Source organism: Micromonospora sp. II (assembly GCF_001709195.1).
Lineage (GTDB): Bacteria > Actinomycetota > Actinomycetes > Mycobacteriales > Micromonosporaceae > Micromonospora > Micromonospora chalcea.
The window spans coordinates 22,716-42,245 of the sequence record NZ_LYXF01000089.1; the positions used below are offsets into that span (position 1 = coordinate 22,716).

The following is a 19,530-nucleotide window of genomic DNA, read 5'->3' on the forward strand; positions in this document are numbered from 1 at the left end:
ACCGCGCGCGGCCGACCCGAAGAAAGGTAGCCAGAGCCAGTGAACCGTCCCACCGCAGCCACCCCGCTCCTGCCCGCCCTGTCCCGCCTGCTCGACGAGCAGCCGGACCTGACCCTCACCCTCGCCGGCGCCCCGTTCACAGTGGCCGAGCTCGACGCCGCGTCGCGTCGCCTCGCCGGCTTCCTCGCCGACCGCGTCGCGCCCGGCGACCGGGTCGTCGTCCTCGCCCGCAACGGCCGCCTGGCCCTGCTCTCCTGGTGGGCGACGACGCTTCGCGGCGGTTTCGTCGTCCCGCTCAACACGAGCAACCGCGGCGCCGTACTGGCCCACCAGGTGCTCGACGCCGACCCGGTCGCGATGATCGTCGAGGACGAGTTCGTGCCCGTCCTGGACGACGCCCTCATCGGCACGGAGCTACGGGTGCCGGTCCTCGTCGGCGCCCCCATCCGGCCCGCCTCGGGCCCGGCGCCCGCCTGGGCCACCGAGGTCGTGGACTTCGACGCCGCCGTCGCTGAGGGCTCGGCGGTGACGACCACCCCGGACCTCGACGCGTACGCCACCAGCCACCTCATCTACACGGCCGGCACGACCGGGCCGTCCAAGGCGTGCATGGTCAGCCACGGCTACGTGGCGAACATGGCCCGCCAGATGCACGAGAACCTCGAACGCCGCGCCGACGACGTCCTCTGGACGGCGATGCCGCTGTTCCACATGGCCGCCGTCGGGCACGTGATGGGTTCGCTCCAGCTCGGCTCGGCCATCGACCTCGCGTCGCGCTTCTCGGTCCGGGGCTTCTGGAACGAGATCCTGCGCAGCCGCGCGACGATGGCCGCGCTCATGGGCTCGATGCTGCCGATGATCGCCGGCGCCCCCGACTCCGAGGCCACCCGCGAGGCCTTCGGCCGGCTGCGCGTCGTGTCCGGCTCGCCGGTCACCGCCGAGCTCGCCGCTCGCTGGACGGAGCGCTTCGGCGTCGAACGGGTCGGCTCGGGCGCCTACGGCCTGACCGAGGCCTGCCTGATCACCCTCACCCCACCCGGGGGCTACCGGGCCGGGAGCGCCGGCAAGATCAACGACTCCTTCGAGGTACGCATCGTCGACGAGCACGACAACCCGCTGCCCGTCGGCGAGGTCGGCGAGATCGTCGCCCGTCCCAACCGTCCGGCGATCATGTTCAACGGCTACTGGCGTGAGCCGGAGAAGACGCTGGAGGTCTTCCGGGGACTGTGGTTCCACTGCGGTGACTACGGCCGCCTCGACGAGGACGGCTACCTCTACTTCGTCGACCGGGGCAAGGACTACCTGCGCCGCGGCGGCGAGAACATCTCCAGCTTCGAGATCGAGGGCGTCGTCGCGACCCACCCGGCCGTCGGGGAGGTCGCCGTCCACGCCGTCCCCTCCCCGCTGGCCGAGGACGACCTCAAGGTGACTGTCGTGCCCGCGCCCGGCGCCCAGATCGACCCCGCGGAGCTCTTCGAGTGGCTGCACCCGCGCATCCCGCGGTACGCCGTGCCCTCCCACATCGAGGTCCGCACCGAACTGCCCAAGAACGCCGTCGGTCGGGTCCTCAAGCGCGTCCTGCGCGAGGAGGGCGTGACCGCGCGGACGTGGAGCACCGACCCCCGTGCCGTGACCGGCCTCCCGGTGCCGGCCGGCACCCGGGAACAGGCGTGAGCGGCGTCCCCGGCCAGCGGTTCGAAGGGCCGCTGGCCGGCCTGCGGCTCCTCGAACTCGGTGGGCAGGGGCCGGTGCCGTTCGCGACGATGATGCTCGCCGACATGGGTGCCCAGGTGGTCCGGGTGGACCCGCCCGGCGAGCCCGACCGGCGGGAGCGCGCGCAGGTCAACGCGATCGACAGGGGCCGTACGACAGTCACGCTCGACCTGAAGTCCGAGGCCGACCGGGCGCTCGTGCACCGGCTGCTCGCCGACGCGGACGTGCTGCTCGACCCGTTCCGGCCCGGGGTGCTCGAACGTCTCGGCCTGGCCCCGGCCGAACTCACCGAGCGGTACCCGCGCCTGGTCGTGGCGCGGATGACCGGCTGGGGCCAGGACGGCCCTCTCGCCGCGGCCGCCGGGCACGACCTCAACTACATCGCCGTCTCCGGGGTGCTCGACACGATCGGCCTGCCCGACACCGGCCCCGTCGTGCCGCCGATGTATCTGGCCGACTTCGCCGGCGGCGGCATGATGCTGGCCTTCGGCGTGCTGGCCGCACTGCAGGAGCGTGTCTCCTCCGGGCGTGGGCAGGTCGTGGACGCCTCGATGCTCGAGGGCAGCGCGCTGCTCACCGTCGTCATCCACTCGATGCTCGCGCGGGGCGCCTGGAACCTCACCCGTGGCACGAACTACCTCGACGGCGGGGCGCACTTCTACCGGGTGTACCGCACCGCCGACGACAGGTTCATGTCCGTGGCGGCCATCGAGGCGAAGTTCTACCGCACGTTCCTGCGTACCCTCGGCCTCGATCCGGAGGACGGGCCGGCGCAGTTCGACGAGTCGGGGTGGGCCGGCTGGGCCGAGCGGATCGCGTCGGTCTTCGCCGGCCGCACCCGGCGGGAGTGGACCGGCGTCTTCGAGGGCGTCGACGCGTGCGTGCATCCGGTGCTGGACATCGCCGAGTCGGCCGAGCACCCGCAGATGCGGGACCGGGGCGCCGTCGTCGAGGTCGAGGGGGTCGCCCAGCCGGCCCCGACGCCCCGTTTCTCGCGTACACCCGCGGGGGTCCCACGGGCCCCGCGCCGGCGTGGTGAGGACACCGACCGGGTGCGCTCGGCGCTCGCCGCGAGCAGCCCATGGGAAGCGTTGTCAAGGCCTTGACCTGCGGCAAGCCTCACTCTACGCTTCGACCAAGCGCTTGCTTGTTTGGTGATTCGCATTTGACGACGGACGAGACGGAGCAAACGTCAATGACGACTCAGGCCCCGGTGGCCCGAAACTCGGGACCCGCCGTCTTCGCCGACATCGTGCGGGCACGCACGGGCGACGACCACCCCGGCCTGCTCTTCGAAGGCCGCACCATCACCTGGGGCCGGATCGTGCAGGAGGCCGCCGACCGTGCCGCGGCACTGGACGACGTGCCCCGGCCCGACGGCAGGCCACTGCACATCGGGCTGCTCCTGGAGAACACCCCCGACTACGTGTACTGGATCTGTGCCGCCGCGCTGGCCGGCGCCACAGTGGTCGGGATCAACCCGACCCGGCGTGGCGCCGAGCTGGCCCACGACGTGCGGCACACCGACACCGACCTGCTCCTCACCGAGGACCGCCTCGCCGGCCTCGTCGACGGGCTCGACCTGGGCATCCCCGCCGGGCAGGTGCGCAACATCGACTCCCCGGAGTACGCCGCCTGGCTGGCCCGGCACGCCGGCGCGCCGGTACCCACCGACGAGGTCGACCCGCGCGCCAACCTGCTGCTCATGTTCTCCTCCGGCTCGACCGGCGCCCCCAAGGCGGTCATCTGCTCCCACGGGCGCCTCGCCGCGGTCTCCGAGGCGCTGCTGGCCCGAACCGAGCTGACCCGCGACTCGGTCAGCTACCTGGCGATGCCGCTGTTCCACGGCAACGCCGTCATGCTCAATCTCGGCCCCGCCATGGTCTGCGGCGCGACGATCTGCATGGTCCGCAGGTTCTCCGCGTCCGGCTTCGTACGCGACGTGCACGAGCACGGCGTCACCTACTTCAACTACGTCGGCCGGGCACTGGCCTACATCCTGGCCCGGCCGGTCGACCCCCGCGACGCGACGAGCACGCTGCGGCGCGCCGTCGGAACCGAGGCCTCGGCCGCCGACATCGCCCGCTTCGCCGAGCGCTTCGGTGTCGTCATCTCCGAGGGCTACGGCTCCAGCGAGGGCGTCATGCGGATCAACCGCACCCCCGAGACGCCCGCCGAGGCGCTCGGTGTGGCCGTCGCAGGCGCCGAGATCAAGGTCATGAACGAGGAGACCGGGCTGGAGTGCCCGCCGGCCCGGCTCGACGGGACCGGGCGGCTGCTCAACGCCGACGAGGCCATCGGCCAGCTCGTCGGCGTCGGCATGGCGGCGAAGTTCGAGGGCTACTACAAGAACCCCGAGGCCGCCGCCGAGCGGGTCCGCGGCGAGGACTTCTGGTCCGGGGACCTGGCCTACCGCGACGCCGACGGCTACTTCTACTTCGCCGGCCGCTCCTCGGACTGGATCCGCGTCGACAGCGAGAACTTCGCGGCCGGCCCCGCCGAGCGGATCATCGAGCGCTGGGACCGGGTGGCGGTCGCCCCCGTCTTCGCCGTGCCCGACCCGCGTACCGGCGACCAGGTCATGTGCGTGATCCAGCTGCGCAGCGGCGCCACCTTCGACCCCGAGGCGTTCACCGCCTTCCTCGACGAGCAGGCCGACCTCGGCACCAAGTGGCGGCCCCGCTTCGTGCGGATCGTCGACCAGATCCCCAGCACCGGCAACGGCAAGGTCGCCAAGCAGATCCTGCGCCGTACCGCCTGGGTCACGACCGACCCCGTCTGGGTCCGCGACGGCGCGTCCACCGCGTACCGCCCGCTGACCGAGGCGGACGTCCGGGACCTCGAGAAGCAGTTCGCCGACAACGGACGTGCCGCGCTCCTGCCGGCCCCCTGACCTGCCGGCCCGCCCGGCACACCGACTGGCGCCCACGCCCCGAGAATGAGGAACATCCATGTACCTGGAGTACACGCCCGAGCAGCGAGAGCTGAGCAGGGAGCTGCGAGCCTACTTCGCGCGCCTGCTCACGCCCGAGGTCCGCGAGGCGCTCGGCGGCACCAACGAGGACCGCCCGGCCTACCGCGAGATCATCCGTCAGATCGGCAAGGACGGCCTGCTCGGACTCGGCTGGCCCACGGAGTACGGCGGCCAGGGCCGCCCGGCGATCGACCAGTACATCCTCTTCGACGAGATCAACCGCGCCCAGGCGCCGTTCCCCTTCGTCACCATCAACAACATCGGCCCGATGCTGATGCGCTACGGCACCGAGGAGCAGAAGCGCACCTACCTGCCGGGCATGCTGACCGGCGACGTCATCTTCGCCATCGGCTACAGCGAGCCGGGCTCCGGCACCGACCTCGCCTCGCTGAGCGCCCGGGCCGAGGCGACGCCCGACGGTGGCTGGGTCATCAACGGCCAGAAGGTGTTCACCAGCGGTGTCAGCCAGGCCGACTTCGTCTGGATGGCCGTGCGCACCGACCCCGCCGCCCCGAAGCACAAGGGCATCACCATCCTCATCGTGCCGACGTCGGACCCGGGCTTCAGCTGCACGCCGATCGCCACCAGCGGCATCACCCACACCAACGCCTCCTACTACGAGGACGTACGCGTCGGCCCCGAAGCCCTCGTCGGCGAGGTCAACGGCGGCTGGCGCCTCATCACCGGCCAGCTCGGTCACGAGCGGGTGGGCCTGGCCGCGATGGGCGGGCGCACCGAGCAGCTGTGGACCGACGTCGCCGCGTGGGCCGCCGAGCCCGACGCCGACGGCAACCGCGTCCTCGACAAGCCGTGGGTGCGCACGGAACTGGCCCGCGACTACGCCGAGCTGACCGCGATGCGCCTGCTCAACTGGAAGATCGCCGTCGTGGGGGAGGGCCAGAACCCGGCGCCCGCCGCCGCGTCGGTCGCCAAGGTCTACGGCACGGAGACCCACGACCGGGTCTGCCGCAACCTCGTCTCCGTCGTCGGGCCCCGCGCGACCCGGCGATCCGGCGCGCCGGACGCCGTCCTCGGCGGGCAGCTTGAGGCGTACACCCGCGGCTCCTACATCAACACCTTCGGCGGCGGCACCAACGAGGTGCTGCGCGACATGATCGCGGTCGCCGGTCTCGGCATGCCGAGGAAGGGGCGTTCCGCATGAGCACCACGACGCAGGCCCCCGCCTCCGAAGCCACCGACCAGGACGCCTTCCTCGCCCGTCTGCGCGAGTTCGTCGGCCTCGAGGCCACGCCCACCCGCTACGCCCAGGACGCCGTCAACCAGGCGATGATCCGGCACTTCGTCGAGGCGATGGGCGACGAGAACCCCGTCTACGTCGACGACCGGGCCGCCCGCGACACCGGCCGCGAGGGCGTCGTCGCCCCGCCGCCGATGCTGTCCACCTGGCTCATGGTCGGCTACAAGGCCCACACGGCCGCCGCCGCGGGCGCCGCGCCGGACACCCCGATGGCCCGGCTGCTCGCGCTGCTCGCCGACGCCGGCTTCGTCGGGGTCGTCGCGACGAACGACGAGCACGAGTACGTGCGCGAGCTGCGCCTGGGCGACGAGATCAAGATGACCACTGTCATCGAGGACGTCTCCCCGCGCAAGACCACCGGCCTGGGCACCGGCCACTTCATCACGACGCTGCGCACCTACACCGACCAGAACGACGAGGTCGTGGCCCGCCAGCGCTTCCGCATCCTGCGCTTCGACCCGTCCGGCGCCAAGCCCGCGGCGCCGGCCGCCGCCGACCCGGCGCTGCGGCACAAGCCGTTCATCCTGCGCGACAACGCGTTCTGGTTCGCCGCCGCCGCGCAGCGTCGCCTCGTCATCCAGGCCTGCACCGACTGCGGCACGCTGCGCCACCCGCCCGGCCCGATCTGCCCCTCCTGCCACTCGTACGCATGGCACGAGGTGGAGGCGAGCGGCCGGGGCACCGTGCACAGCTACGTCGTCAGCCACCACCCGAAGGCGCCCGGGTACGACTACCCGCTCACCGTCGTGCTCGTCGACCTCGAAGAGGGCACCCGTCTGGTCGCCGACTTCGTCGGGGACGCCGGCGAGGTCGAGATCGGCATGCCCGTGCAGGTCGACTGGCTCGACTACGACGAGAACCTCACGCTGCCGCGTTTCCGGGCCGCGACCTCCGCATCGGAGCCCACAGAAGAGGAAGGGAACTGATGGACTTCCAGCTCGCCGAGGAGCAGGTCACGGTCAACGACCTGGCGCGCGACGTGTTCTCGCGCAACGGCGACCCGCAGCGGCTCTTCGACATCGAGGCCGGGCCGGACCGCTTCGACCGCGTCCTGTACCGCGACCTGGCCGAGTCCGGCATCCTCGGGCTGCCCGTGCCCGAGGAGCACGGCGGCGCCGGGCTGGGCCTGTGGGAGGTCGCCGGGGTCTTCGTCGAACAGGGCCGCACGCTCGGCACCGTCCCGCTGTGGGAGACCCTCGTCGGCGGCGTCCTGCCGCTGCTGCGCTACGGCAACGCCAAGCAGCAGGCCGAGTGGCTGCCCCGCGTGGCCGCCGGGGACGCGGTCCTCACCGTGGCCGTCGACGACCTGACCGACGCCCGGCCGTACGGCGCCCGCGTCCGCGCGCGGTCCGGCGCCGAGCCCGGCGGTGACGGGGTCACCCTGAGCGGCACCGCCGTCGGCGTCCGCTCGGCGCACCTCGCCGACGCGATCGTCGTCCCGGCCACCGACGAGGCGGGTGCGGTCGGGCTGTACCTCGTGCCGACCGCCGGACCCGGGGTACGCCGGGACACGTTCGAGCGCACCGACCGTGGACTCGCCTCCGACGTTCACTTCGAGGACGCCGCCGCGGCGCTGCTCGCCGAGGGCCCCGAGGAGGACCGGTTCGACTGGTTGCTGCGCCAGGTCTGGACCGCGGTGGCGGCTCTGCAGAGCGGCGTCAGCCAGGCCGCCGTACGCCAGGCCGCCGACTACACCTCGGGCCGTGAGCAGTTCGGTGTGCCGATCGCGACCTTCCAGGCCGTCGCCCACCAGCTCGCCGACTGCCACATCGACACCGAGGCGATGGAGGTCACCTACCTCAACGCGCTGTGGCGCGAGACGACCGGGCGGCCGTCCCGGGCGGCGGTGCACGTCGCGAAGTACTGGGCCGCCGAGGCGGGCGACCGCGTCGCGCGCACCGTGCAGCACGTGCACGGCGGCATGGGCGCCGACGTCACCTATCCGATCCACCGTTACATGCTCTGGACCACGCAGCTTGCCAACACCGGCGGCTCGGGAGCCTGGCACCTGCAGCAGCTCGCGGACCTCGTGGGCGAGGGGGAGCAGCTGTGAGCGGCACGCAGATCACCATCGAGCAGGTGAGCCCCGGCGACATGCTGCCGGAGCTGGAGATCCCGCTGACCCGGACCGTCATCGTCGCCGGCGCGCTCGCGACCCGCGACTACGAGGACGTGCACCACGACCCGGCCCAGGCCCAGCGTCGCGGCACCCCCGACACGTACATGAGCATCAACCACACCAACGGGCTCGTCGGCCGCTACGTCACCGACTGGGCCGGCCCCGCCGCGCGCATGGTGCGCCTGAGCACCCGCCTCGGGGTGCCGAACTTCCCGGGTGACGTGATGCGGCTGACCGGTGAGGTCGTCGGCGTCGAGGAGGACACCGTGCGCGTCGCGGTGCGTGGCATGAACAGCAAGGGCGGGCACGTCGTCTCCGAGGTGACAGTGCGCCTGCCCCGCGGATCGGAGCAGTGACGTGACGTCCACCTTCCTGTCGGGTCGCACCGCTGTCGTCGGCATCGGCGCGACGGAGTTCTCGAAGAACTCCGGCCGCAGCGAGCTGCAGCTGGCCGTCGAGGCCGTCTCGGCCGCCCTGGCCGACGCGGGCCTGAGCCCAGCCGACGTCGACGGCATGACGACCTTCACCATGGAGACCAACCCGGAGAACATGGTCGCCCGCAGCCTGGGCATCCCCGAGCTGAAGTTCTTCTCCCGGATCCCCTACGGCGGCGGCGGCGCCTGCGCCCCCGTCCAGCAGGCCGCCATGGCCGTCGCGAGCGGGATCGCCGACGTCGTCGTGGCGTACCGCGCCTTCAACGAGCGCTCCGGCGTCCGCTTCGGGCAGGGACCTCCGCCGGCGAAGACCCAGGCCACCTCGGACAACGAGTACCGCTCCTGGGTCAACCCGTACGGCCTGCTCACCCCGGCCCAGCACACCGCGATGTTCGCCCGCCGCTACATGCACACGTACGGCGCGACCAGCGAGGACTACGGCCGGGTGGCGGTGCTCGCCCGCAAGCACGCCGCGAACAACCCCAGGGCGTGGTTCTACGGCAAGCCGCTCACGCTCGAGGAGCACCAGGCCTCGCGCTGGATCGCCGAGCCGCTGCACCTGTTCGACTGCTGCCAGGAGACCGACGGCGGCCAGGCGATGGTCGTCGTCAGCGCCGAACGCGCCAAGGACCTGCCCGTCACCCCGGTCTACATCCGGGGCGCGGCCCAGGGCCTGGGACCGGACCAGTACCAGATGGTCAGCTACTACCGCGAGGACCTGACCCGGATCCCCGAGGTCGAGCTCTGCGCCCGGCAGTTGTGGGCCCAGTCGGGGCTCGGTCCCGCCGACATGGACGCGGCGATCCTCTACGACCACTTCACGCCGTACGTGCTCAACCAGCTCGAGGAGTACGGCTTCTGCGGTCGCGGTGAGGCCAAGGACTTCATCGCCGACGGCAACCTGGAGGTCACCGGCTCGCTGCCGACGAACACCCACGGCGGCCAGATCGGCGAGGCCTACCTGCACGGCACGAACGGTGTCGCGGAGGGCGTCCGCCTCGTCCGGGGCACCTCGACCAACCAGCCCGACGGCGTCCGCAACGTCCTGGTGACGGCGGGCGTCGGCGTTCCCACCAGTGCACTGATCCTCTCCGCGGAGGGCTGAGACGCCGGCCACCACCACAGCTCCGAAGGCCGTCAGCGACCCACGGATCCCACCCGGCAGCGGCCGGAAGGGACAACACCACCTCTGATCAGCCGGAACGACTCGGCTCGTGTTTAGGAAGGATGAGAATGGGCGTCACCATAACGGCCCGCAAACGTGTGGTCGCGTTGATCAGCATCGGGGCTCTCGCCCTGGCCGGCTGCAGCTCGCCGGACAACTCCGGCAGCGGCAGCAGCGCCGCGCAGGGCGAGATCGACACGTCGGCAGTGCTCAAGTTCGCGTCGGCGGGTCCGTTGCGCGACCTCGACCCGGCCCTGCAGACGAGCTACGGCGCGTGGGGCTACCTGTTCCTCGTCTGGGACCGGCTGACCATGCTGGACAAGGACGACAAGATCGTCCCGGGCCTGGCCAAGGAGTGGAACTTCGTCGAGGACGGCAGCGTCCTGGAACTCAAGCTCCGGGACGACGTGAAGTTCCACGACGGCACGCCGTTCGACGCCGAGGCCGTCAAGGTCAACATTGAGCGCGGCAAGACGCTCGAGGGCTCGACCCTCAAGAGCGACCTCGCCGACATCGAGTCGGTCGAGGTCGTCGACGCGACGACCGCGCGCCTCAAGCTGGTCAAGGGCAAGGGCGTCCAGCTGCCCGCGTCCTTCACCGGCACGGCCGGCATGATGGTCAGCCCGAAGGCGATCAAGGACGGCGCCGACATCAAGAACAATCCCGGCACCGCCGGGTCCGGCCCGTACATCGCCACCCAGCTCGTCCCCCAGGAGAAGCTCGTCCTCAAGCGGGCCGACAACTACTGGGACCCGAACGTCGGCCGTCTCGGCGGCATCGAGCTGCAGCGGGTGCCCGACGCCGCCGCCCGCCTCAACGGCCTGCAGAGCGGCCAGGTCGACCTGGCCCCGCTCAGCTCGGCCGGCGAGATCGCCACGGTGGAGAAGATCGTCACCCCGGGCAGCGGTCTCCAGCAGCACCAGGTGAAGTTCAAGAACGTCGTCGGCATCTACCTGCGCGCCAACAAGGGCGACCTCGTCAAGCCGGAGGTCCGCCAGGCGATCGCCCACGCGGTCGACCCGGAGGCGATCAGCGCGCTCTTCAGCGGCTACTGCACGCCGACCCGCCAGGTCGTGCCGGAGACGGACCCGAGCCGCATCCCGAGCTACACCTACCCGTACGAGTTCAGCGTGGACAAGGCCAAGGCCCTCGTGCAGCAGGCCGGCGGCGCCAAGGTGTCGGTCACCTTCGCCGCGGGCACGAACGCCGAGCAGCCGGCAAACGTCGTGCAGGCGTCCCTGCGGGCCGCCGGCGTCGACGCGACGCTCAACCCCGTGCCCAACACCGAGAACGAGCCGCGCTTCATCGCCGGCGACTTCGAGCTGATGGTCGGCACGTCGTGGAGCCCGAAGGCCGACCCGGCGGCGACGGTGAACACCTACATGCTGAACACGTACAAGCTCGCCGCGGACCCCTCGCTCATCGCGGGCAAGGCGGCCGAGGCCGCCAACCCCACGCTGCCGATGGACAAGCGGGCCCCGCTGTACCAGGACATCTGGAAGACGACGCTCGAGCAGGCCTGGTTCGTGCCGCTGTGCAACCAGACCAACGCGAACGTCTCGAAGGCGAACATCGTCGGCACCGACAACATCCCGATGTCGAACATCGGCATCTGGGACCTGCGCCACATCGCCGTCAAGAAGTAACCGGTCGCTCCTGACCACCGGTGGCGTCGCCGCCGGACCACCCGCTGCGGCGGGGGCCGGCGGCGACACCACCGGCCTTGCCGGCACCAGGCCGTGCGAGGCGCAGTCCCAGGCACACGCTCAGAGTCGAGGTAGGACATGATCCGCTACGCCAGCAGGCGCTTGCTCGCGGCAATACCCCTGCTGTTCGTCGTCCCGCTGCTCGTCTTCGCCCTGATCGAACTCGCTCCGGGCGACCCGGCCGTCGTCCTGGCCGGCGACGAGCCGACCCCGGAACGTGTCGAGGCGATCCGCGAGGAACTCAACCTCAACGCTCCGGTCCTGGTGCGCTACGCCATGTGGGTCGGCGACGTCCTGCGCGGCGACCTCGGCACGTCCTTCCTGTCCGATCAGACAGTCATCGAGCTGCTGACGCGGCGAATGGCCACGACGATGTCGCTGGTGCTCGTCGCGATGATCTTCGCCGTCGTGCTCGGGGCCACCCTCGCCCTCGTGGCCACGCTGCGCTCCGGTGGCATCGTCGACCGGTTCGTCAACGGGCTCGCCTCGATCGCGATCGCCATCCCGGGCTTCTGGTTCGGCCTCGTGCTCGCCTCGGTCTTCGCGGTGGGCCTGCAGATGTTTCCGGCGTTCGGCTACCAGCCGCTGGCCGACGGCTTCTGGCCGTGGCTGTCGCACCTCGTCCTGCCGGGCATCGCCCTCGGCCTGCTACCCGCGGCCGAGGTGACCCTGCAACTCCGCTCGGCGCTCGGGCAGGTCATGAAGTCCGACTACGTCCTCAACGCCGAGGCCAAGGGACTGTCGCGATCCAGCGTGGTGTTCAAGCACTCCCTGAAGAACGCATGCATCCCCGTCGTCACCGTCCTCGGCTTCCGCGTCGCGGAGGTCCTCGCCGGGTCGGTGACCATCGAGATGATCTACAACATGCCGGGCCTCGGTCGTACCGCGATCGAGGCGGTGCAGGGCCGTGACATCCCGGTGCTGCTCGGCTTCGTCCTGTTCAGCACGACTGTCGTCGTGCTCGTCAACCTCATCGTCGACATCTCCTACGGCTACTTCAACCCGAAGGTGCGGTCATGAGCGCCAACCAGACCCCCTCGGCTCCGGCGCCGGGGAACGACTCGGGCCTCGCCGAGGTGCCGGCGGCGGCCATCGGCACGGGCGAACCGGAGCCGGTCGCCGCCCCCGGCATCCTCAAGAGCATCGTGCGCCGCCCCGCGACGATCGCGGCCGGCGTCTTCCTGCTCGTGCTGACCTTCATCGCGATCTTCGCCCCGGCCCTGGCACCGTACGACCCCGACGTGCAGAACCTGTTGCTGCGGCTCCGGCCGCCGAACGCCGAGCACTGGCTGGGGACCGACGACTACGGCCGGGACGTGCTGAGCCGGCTCATCTTCGGCGCGCGGGTCTCGCTGTGGGCGGCGCTGCAGGCCGCGGCCGTCGCGCTCGTCCTCGGTCTGCCGCTCGGCATGATCGCGGGCTACCGCGGCGGCTGGGTCGACGCGATCCTGACCCGCATCATGGACGCGCTGATGAGCGCCCCGTCGCTCGTGCTGGCCATCACCATCGTCGCGGTCCTCGGCGCCGGCATCACCAACGCGATGCTCGCCATCGGCCTGGTCATGGCCCCGCGCTTCTTCCGGGTGGCCCGCGCCGGCACGATGGACGTGCGGCACGAGACCTACATCGAGGCCTCGATCGCCCTGGGCTGCAGCACCCTGCGGATCGCGGTGCGGCACGTGCTGCCCAACGTGCTGCCGCCGATCATCCTCGTCATCTCGGTGTCGCTTGGTACCGCCGTCGCGGCCGAGGCGAGCCTGAGCTTCCTCGGGCTGGGCGTCCAGGCCCCCGCGGCCAGCTGGGGCTCGATGCTCTCGACCGCCTCGTCGAACATGCGCCTCGCGCCGTACCTCGTGTGGCCGCCCGGCGTGATGATCTTCCTCGCCGTCCTCGCCTTCACCTACGTCGGTGACGGCGTCCGTCGCGCCCTCGTGCGCACCCGCTCGGGCAACTGACCGTCCGGCAACCACCAGGAGCTGACATGGCACGTGAAACGGCGCCCGCCGGCACCAGGACCGACGCCACCGGCGGGACGGCGGACCTGCTGCGCGTGGAGAACCTGAGCGTCGAGTTCCCCTCGCCCTCGGGCGGCTGGCAGACGACCGTCCAGGACGTCTCGTTCTCGCTCAAGCCGGGCGGTTCGATGGCCCTGGTCGGCGAGTCCGGGTCGGGCAAGACGGTGACCTCCATCGCGGTGATGGGCCTGACCGGGGCGACCGGAGGACGGATCGCCTCGGGCCGGATCGTCTTCGACGGCGTGGATCTCACCGCGGGCACCCAGAAGCAGTGGCGGGACCTGCGCGGCCCGGGCATGGGCATGATCTTCCAGCAGCCGATCCGCAGCCTCAACCCGGCGTACACCGTCGGGGACCAGATCGCCGAGTCGGTGCGCAAGCACCTGGGCATGAACCGCAAGCAAGCCCGGGCCCGTGCCGTCGAGATGCTCGACATGGTGCAGATCCCGCGGGCGGCGCAGCGGATCGACGACTACCCGCACGCGTTCTCCGGCGGCATGTGCCAGCGCGTCATGATCGCGATGGTCATGGCGTGCAACCCGCGCCTGCTCATCGCCGACGAGCCGACGACGGCGCTCGACGTGACGGTGCAGGAACGGATCCTCGAACTGCTGCGCGACCTGCAGGAGCAGACCGGGGTGGCGCTGCTGTTCGTCAGCCACGACCTCGCGGTGGTGGCCGAGCTGTGCCGGGACGTCGTGGTCATGTACGCCGGCGAGGTGGCCGAGAACGCGCCCTCGGAGCAGTTGTTCTTCCACCCGCGGCACCCCTACACGTCCGGCCTGATCGGCTCGATCCCGAAGCCGGGCCTGAGCACCGACCGGCGGTTGCGCGCGATCCCCGGTGGCATCCCGGCGCCGGGCGCCTGGCCGCACGGGTGCCGGTTCAGCAGCCGGTGCGAGTTCGCCGTGCCGGGCCGGTGCGACGTGGCCCACCCCGGCCTGGTCCGTCTCGACGGCGCCGCCGAGCACCATGCGCGGTGCGTGCGGGCCGCGGAGCTCTCTCTGGATGGAGTGACGGTCTGATGAGCCTGCTCGAAGTCGAGAACCTCACGAAGTCGTTCAGCGCCGGCCGGGACTGGCTCGGCCGGCGTACGAAATGGTTGAACGCGGTCAAGGGGGTGAGCTTCACCCTGGAGCGCGGCGAGTGCCTCGCCGTCGTCGGCGAGTCCGGCGCGGGCAAGTCGACGGTCGGGCGCATGGTGCTGCGCCTCATCGAGCCGGACTCCGGCTCGGTGACCTTCGACGGGATCGACGTACTGGCCACGAAGCCGAAGCAACTGCGCGCGCTGCGCCAGCGGATGCAGATGATCTTCCAGGATCCGTACAGCTCGCTCGACCCGCGGATGACGATCAGGGACGCGGTCGCCGAGCCTCTCCTCGTGCACACCGACAAGGACCGGGCCACCCGCGAGAAGGAGGCCGTCGAGCTGCTCGACAAGGTCGGCATCGGCTCGCGTTACCTGGAGCGCTACCCGGCCGAGCTGTCCGGCGGGCAGTTGCAGCGGGTCGCGATCGCCCGGGCGCTGACGATGAAGCCGAGCCTCATCGTGTGCGACGAACCGGTCGCGGCGCTCGACGTGTCGGTGCGGGCGCAGGTGCTCAACCTGCTCCGGGACCTGCAGGAGGAGCTGGGTCTGGCGTACCTGTTCGTCTGTCACGACCTGGCCCTCGTCGAGGTCATCGCCGACCGGGTCATGGTGATGGCCGCAGGTGAGGTGGTGGAGACGGACACGACGGACCAGATCTTCGCCAACCCGCGGCAGGAGTACACGAAGAAGCTGCTCGCGGCGATCCCCGTGCCGCTGCCGCGCGACGCGCAGGGCAACCGGCTCGTCGCGCCGGGAAGGGTGGGCTGAACGGTGACCGGTACGACGGAACCGACCCGGACGCAACTGCTGGCGCGGTTCGCGACGACCCGCGACGAGGAGATCCCCGAGTCGGTACGCGACTACGGCCGGCTCGTCCTGCTCGACTCGCTCGTCTGCGGGCTGGCGGCGGTGCGGTTGCGGCGCAGCCGCATGGTCCAGCGGGTCGCCGCCCGGTTCGGCGGCCCCGCCGAGGCGACGGTGTTCGGGCTGGAGCAGCGGGTCGCGGCGATCAACGCCGCGCACGCCAACGCGGACATGATGAACGCGCTGGACGCCGACGACACGTTCTTCAACTCGGCGCACTTCGCGGTGTTCGGCGTCGCGGCCGGTCTGGCGGAGGCCGAGCGGCTGCACGCCGACGGGGCGAGCCTGCTGCGCGCGAGCATCATCGCGTTCGAGATCAACGCGCGGCTGAACCTGTCGACCTCGCTCATGGCCTTCGAGGACGGACAGTTCCGCTGGTCGCCGCTGTCGTCGCACGGGTACGCCTCGATGGGCGCGGCCGCGGCGTGCGCTGTCGTCGGCGGCTGGGAGCCGGAGCGGCTGGCCCACGCGCTCGGCCTGGTCGCCTGGCTGGCCCCGCCGGCGAAGAACTCCTACATGGCCGAGCGGCGCTCGTTCAACGCGTTCAAGTACGGCCCGTACGGCGCGATCGCGCACGCCGGGATGCTCGGCGCGGCGCTGGCCGAGGAGGGCTACACCGGCGACCTGGACGTGCTGGACCGCACCCCGGGCTTCATCGAGGCGATGGGCTTCCTCGGCGGCGAGCGGCACGAGATGGTCGCCGGCCTGGGGTCGAAGTGGTGGATCACCGAGACGTCGCTCAAGCCGTACCCGACGTGCCGTTTCACCCACGCGGCGCTCGACGCGATCCGCGCGTTCCCGGGCACCCACGGGGTGCCGGTGTCGCAGATCGAGTCCATGGAGATCCGGCTGAGCCCGGCGGCTTACCGGACGTTGCAGTTCCGGGAGCCGGCCCCGCGGATCCCGGACACCGCCGTCGCGCCGCTGGACGGCGCCTTCAACATGCCGTACGCCGCGGCGCTGGCGTTGCTCGGGCACGCACCGGGACCGCAGTGGTACGACCCCGAGCGGCTGGCCGACCCAGCGGTGTGGGACCTGGCGCGCCGGATCACGACGGCGCCCGACCCGGTGCTCGACGCGGAGTGGGAGGCCGACCTCAGGGAACACCCGGGCGGCCAGATCCGCCGGACGCGGGGCGCGCTGACGATCCGGGCCGGCGGCCGGGAGTACGTGGTCGAGTCGGACTTCGCCCAGGGCGACCCGTGGGACGACACGACGCGGGCGGACTGGGACTTCGTGACCGGCAAGCTGGCCTCGTTCTGCGACGGGATCCTCGACGCGGACACGCAGGAGCGGCTCGTCGAGGTGGTCCGGGGCATCGACGACGTCGCCGACGTCGCCGAGACGCTGTCGCCGCTGCTGGCGCGTGCGCGGTGAGCCGACGGATCGGCGCGGAGACGAGGTCGTTCGCCTCGTACGGCCGGTCGTGGCTGATCGTCATCCGCGGGCCGCGCGGGATGGCGTTCGACCGGTTCCTCGTGCGACGGACCGGGTTCTCGCTCGTGTCGTTGCAGTACGCGCTGGCGGGCAGGTTCCCGTACCACCCCACGCTGCTGCTGACGACTGTGGGCCGTCGCTCCGGGGAACTGCGCGACGCGGCGCTGCCCTACGTGCCGTACGGGAAGGATCTGGTGGTCGTCGGCTCCAAGGGCGGCGGCCCCAAGGACCCCGCCTGGGTGGTCAACGCGCGTCACCACGAACTGTGCTGGATCGTCCTGCGGCGCAGGACGGTCCCGGTGCGGGCGCGGGTGACCGACGGCGAGCGCGACCCGGAGCTGTTCGCGCACGTCGTGGCGCGCAAGCCGAACGTGGGACGCTACGCCGAACGGGCCGCCGGCTTCGGGCGGCAGATCCCGCTCGTCGTCCTGACCGCCGTCTCGGGGGAGCCGCTCGCCTGAGCGGCTCAGCCGGTGGTGAGGACGATCCGCCCGACGAACTCGGACGCCTCCAGCCGGTCGTGCGCGACAGTGGCCTGCTCGAGCGGGTACGTCGCGGCGATCGCGGGGGCGGCGGTCACGGCCGAGAGGGTGAGCGCCTCGCGTAGCTGGCCGGCCACCGCCTCGGGCCCGGGCCGGCCGATGCCGCGCAGCGTCCAGCCCTTGACCATGAGGCGACCCAGGTGCAGGTGGGCGTGGCTGTCGGCGGTGACGCCGCAGGTGACCAGCCGGCCGCCGGGGGCGAGGACCTTGAGCACGTCGGACCAGAGGGCGCCGCCGACCGACTCGACGATGACGTCCACCTCGCCGCCGGGCAGCGCGGCACGCAGGGACTCGACGACGTCGGGGCGGTAGTGGTCCACGACGTCGAGCGCGCCGAGAGCGCGTACCGCGTCGGCCTTCGCCGGGGCGCTGGTGCCGAAGACGCGCGCGCCCAGGTGGTGGGCGTACTGGACGGCGAAGGTGCCGACCGCGCCCGCGGCGGCGACGACGAGGACCCGGTCGCCGGGGCGTACGCCGGCGAGGTTGACGACCGCGTCGTAGGCGGTGCGTCCGGCGGTGGGCACCGCCGCGGCGTGGACGGCGTCGAGCGCGGCCGGTCGCGGGAAGCAGTGCGTGGCCGGGACGACGGCGTACTCGGCGTGGGCGCCGGTGGTCAGCCCGACGACCGCGTCGCCGGCGGTGAAGCCGGTGACGCCCGGACCGGTCCGCACGACGGTGCCGGCGACGTCCCGGCCGAGGATGGTCGGGCCGGTGACCGCCATCCCGTGGGTGCCGCGACGGATGTAGGTGTCGACCCGGTCCAGGCTTGCCGCCTGGACCCGCACGAGCACGTGACCGGGGCCGGGCGCCGGGGCGTCGAGTCGGCCGAGGCGCAGGCTGTCGGGGGAGCCGGAGTCGACGACGTAGCTGGCGAGCACGCGATTCCTCTCAGGGCAGGGCGATGGTGGCGGAGGCGATGACGTGGTCGCCGAGGCTGTTGGTGCCGCGGACGTCGACGGTGACGTGCGTTCCCCTGTCGGCCGGCTGCAGGCCGGTGACGACGCCGTCGAGCGTGCAGGTGTCGCCGGGGTGGTTCTGCGCGGCCAGGCGGGTACGGAAGTCGACCAGGCGAGCCTCCGGCCCGGCCCAGTCGGTGAGGTAGCAGTTGACCAGCGCGCTCGAGCCGAGGATGTTCATGTAGACGTCGCGGGCGCCTCGCTCCAGGGCCGCGTCGCGGTCGAGGTGCACGTCGTTGAAGTCGAACGTCGCGGTCGCCAGCGCCGCGATGGACAGCTGGGTGACGGGGATCGGCCAGGGCGCGAGGCGTTGCCCGATGCTCACCTCGGCCCCGGTGCGGGTGCTCGTGCGGCGTTGCGGCCGGGGGGCGGTGAGCACCGGCAGGATCGCCCCGTCGCGGGTGCGCCGGTGCGCCACGACGACCGGCATGCCGTCGTGCACGAGGTCGGGGCGCAGGTACGCGACGTCTCCGGTGAAGCGGGTCCCGTCGGCGAGGTCGGCGCTACCGACGAGGTAGGGGCGCTCGTCGAGGGGGGCGGCGGCGTAGCCGGGTTGCAGGTGCGCGGTCAGGGTGCCGGTGGTGCCGGCCGGCGGCAGGTCGACCGGGGCGGCGGCCGGGCGTACCGGGCGGGCGAGGCGGTCCCCTGACCTCGCCGGGCCCTCGGTCCGGGTCGCCGGGTTCCAGCGGAGCATCCGCAGGACGACGCGCCCGACCGGCTCGCCCTCGACGGTGCGGTAGTCGCTGACGAGGTCGACGAAGTGGCCCCGGCCGAGCCGGGTGGACTTCTCGGGGGAGACCGCGCCGATGGAGGGGAACTGCTCCAGGTGGTCGCCGGGGCGCAGCGGGCGTACGTAGGTGTGCTCCGTCTGCACCGCGGCCACCGAGGTGAACCCGCGCGTGGCGAGGACCTCGTTGACCCGGTCGAGGCTCTCGGCGTGGCGGTGAGCGCGCCTGTTGCCCGGCAGGGTCCACATGTTCAGCGAGGTCGCCGGGGCCACGATGCCGCCCCAGACGGAGCGGGCGGCCCACCGGGGGTCCTGGTACGCGGGGTTCTCGTCGCCGACGGCGTCGCACCAGACGCGGATGGCCGCTTCGGTGATCGCGTCCTTGGCCCGGCGTGGCGGGTCGGTGAGGCCGATCAGAGCGTCGAGTCGGGCGCGGAAATCCGCGTCACTGCCGGTCATGGGGCTCCTCTTGCGGACAACGGTGTCAACCAAGCGCTTGCTTGACCATATGACCGGCGCTGCCCTAGGGT

General features: G+C 71.9%; 17 protein-coding genes. 15 read left to right on the plus strand and 2 right to left on the minus strand.

Annotated features, from left to right (window positions below; all coding sequences use genetic code 11):
- The first annotated feature begins 39 nt into the window (after window positions 1–39).
- From A8711_RS30205 to A8711_RS30275, 15 genes are all read left to right on the plus strand, one after another.
- A complete protein-coding gene (locus tag A8711_RS30205; RefSeq protein WP_043324841.1) occupies window positions 40–1,674 on the plus strand; it encodes an AMP-binding protein in 1,635 nt (544 codons plus the stop codon).
- A complete protein-coding gene (locus tag A8711_RS30210) occupies window positions 1,671–2,819 on the plus strand; it encodes a CaiB/BaiF CoA-transferase family protein (protein WP_069090066.1) in 1,149 nt (382 codons plus the stop codon). The genes A8711_RS30205 and A8711_RS30210 overlap by 4 nt, the downstream gene beginning before the upstream one ends.
- Window positions 2,820–2,908: 89 nt before the next feature.
- Window positions 2,909–4,606, plus strand: a complete 1,698-nt coding sequence (locus A8711_RS30215) for an AMP-binding protein (protein WP_069090067.1) — start codon at window positions 2,909–2,911, stop codon at window positions 4,604–4,606.
- A gap of 58 nt (window positions 4,607–4,664) precedes the next feature.
- A complete protein-coding gene (locus tag A8711_RS30220) occupies window positions 4,665–5,849 on the plus strand; it encodes an acyl-CoA dehydrogenase family protein (protein WP_069090068.1) in 1,185 nt (394 codons plus the stop codon).
- Window positions 5,846–6,871, plus strand: coding sequence for a bifunctional MaoC family dehydratase N-terminal/OB-fold nucleic acid binding domain-containing protein (locus A8711_RS30225; RefSeq protein ID WP_069090069.1), 1,026 nt, complete (start codon window positions 5,846–5,848; stop codon window positions 6,869–6,871). The genes A8711_RS30220 and A8711_RS30225 overlap by 4 nt, the downstream gene beginning before the upstream one ends.
- Complete coding sequence (locus tag A8711_RS30230) at window positions 6,871–7,998, plus strand: acyl-CoA dehydrogenase family protein (RefSeq protein ID WP_069090070.1); 1,128 nt, start codon at window positions 6,871–6,873, stop codon at window positions 7,996–7,998. Before A8711_RS30225 ends, A8711_RS30230 begins: the two co-directional genes overlap by 1 nt.
- Window positions 7,995–8,420: a MaoC/PaaZ C-terminal domain-containing protein gene (locus tag A8711_RS30235; protein ID WP_233607861.1), complete on the plus strand. Its 426-nt coding sequence runs from the start codon at window positions 7,995–7,997 to the stop codon at window positions 8,418–8,420. The genes A8711_RS30230 and A8711_RS30235 overlap by 4 nt, the downstream gene beginning before the upstream one ends.
- Before the next feature lies 1 nt (window position 8,421).
- Window positions 8,422–9,603 (plus strand): lipid-transfer protein, encoded by a 1,182-nt coding sequence (locus tag A8711_RS30240; RefSeq protein WP_043324837.1) that lies wholly within the window; start codon window positions 8,422–8,424, stop codon window positions 9,601–9,603.
- Window positions 9,604–9,731: 128 nt separating this feature from the next.
- Entirely contained in the window at window positions 9,732–11,309 is a 1,578-nt protein-coding gene (locus tag A8711_RS30245; RefSeq protein WP_064446348.1) for an ABC transporter substrate-binding protein, read from the plus strand.
- A gap of 138 nt (window positions 11,310–11,447) precedes the next feature.
- The gene (locus A8711_RS30250) at window positions 11,448–12,389 is read left to right on the plus strand and encodes an ABC transporter permease (protein ID WP_043324835.1); all 942 of its coding nucleotides are present in this window, start codon (window positions 11,448–11,450) and stop codon (window positions 12,387–12,389) included.
- The gene (locus tag A8711_RS30255) at window positions 12,386–13,324 is read left to right on the plus strand and encodes an ABC transporter permease (RefSeq protein ID WP_043324834.1); all 939 of its coding nucleotides are present in this window, start codon (window positions 12,386–12,388) and stop codon (window positions 13,322–13,324) included. Before A8711_RS30250 ends, A8711_RS30255 begins: the two co-directional genes overlap by 4 nt.
- A 26-nt stretch (window positions 13,325–13,350) precedes the next feature.
- Window positions 13,351–14,409: an ABC transporter ATP-binding protein gene (locus tag A8711_RS30260; RefSeq protein WP_064446347.1), complete on the plus strand. Its 1,059-nt coding sequence runs from the start codon at window positions 13,351–13,353 to the stop codon at window positions 14,407–14,409.
- A complete protein-coding gene (locus tag A8711_RS30265) occupies window positions 14,409–15,242 on the plus strand; it encodes an ABC transporter ATP-binding protein (protein ID WP_051611046.1) in 834 nt (277 codons plus the stop codon). The genes A8711_RS30260 and A8711_RS30265 overlap by 1 nt, the downstream gene beginning before the upstream one ends.
- Before the next feature lie 3 nt (window positions 15,243–15,245).
- A complete protein-coding gene (locus A8711_RS30270) occupies window positions 15,246–16,715 on the plus strand; it encodes an MmgE/PrpD family protein (protein ID WP_069090071.1) in 1,470 nt (489 codons plus the stop codon).
- Window positions 16,712–17,236, plus strand: coding sequence for a nitroreductase/quinone reductase family protein (locus A8711_RS30275; protein ID WP_051611044.1), 525 nt, complete (start codon window positions 16,712–16,714; stop codon window positions 17,234–17,236). Before A8711_RS30270 ends, A8711_RS30275 begins: the two co-directional genes overlap by 4 nt.
- Before the next feature lie 5 nt (window positions 17,237–17,241).
- Here A8711_RS30275 and A8711_RS30280 read toward each other — a convergent pair whose 3' ends face one another.
- On the minus strand, window positions 17,242–18,195 hold the full coding sequence (locus tag A8711_RS30280; protein WP_069090072.1) for a zinc-binding dehydrogenase: 954 nt from the start codon (window positions 18,193–18,195) through the stop codon (window positions 17,242–17,244).
- Window positions 18,196–18,205: 10 nt separating this feature from the next.
- Window positions 18,206–19,459, minus strand: a complete 1,254-nt coding sequence (locus A8711_RS31840) for a MaoC family dehydratase N-terminal domain-containing protein (RefSeq protein ID WP_083297139.1) — start codon at window positions 19,457–19,459, stop codon at window positions 18,206–18,208.
- Window positions 19,460–19,530 lie beyond the last annotated feature (71 nt).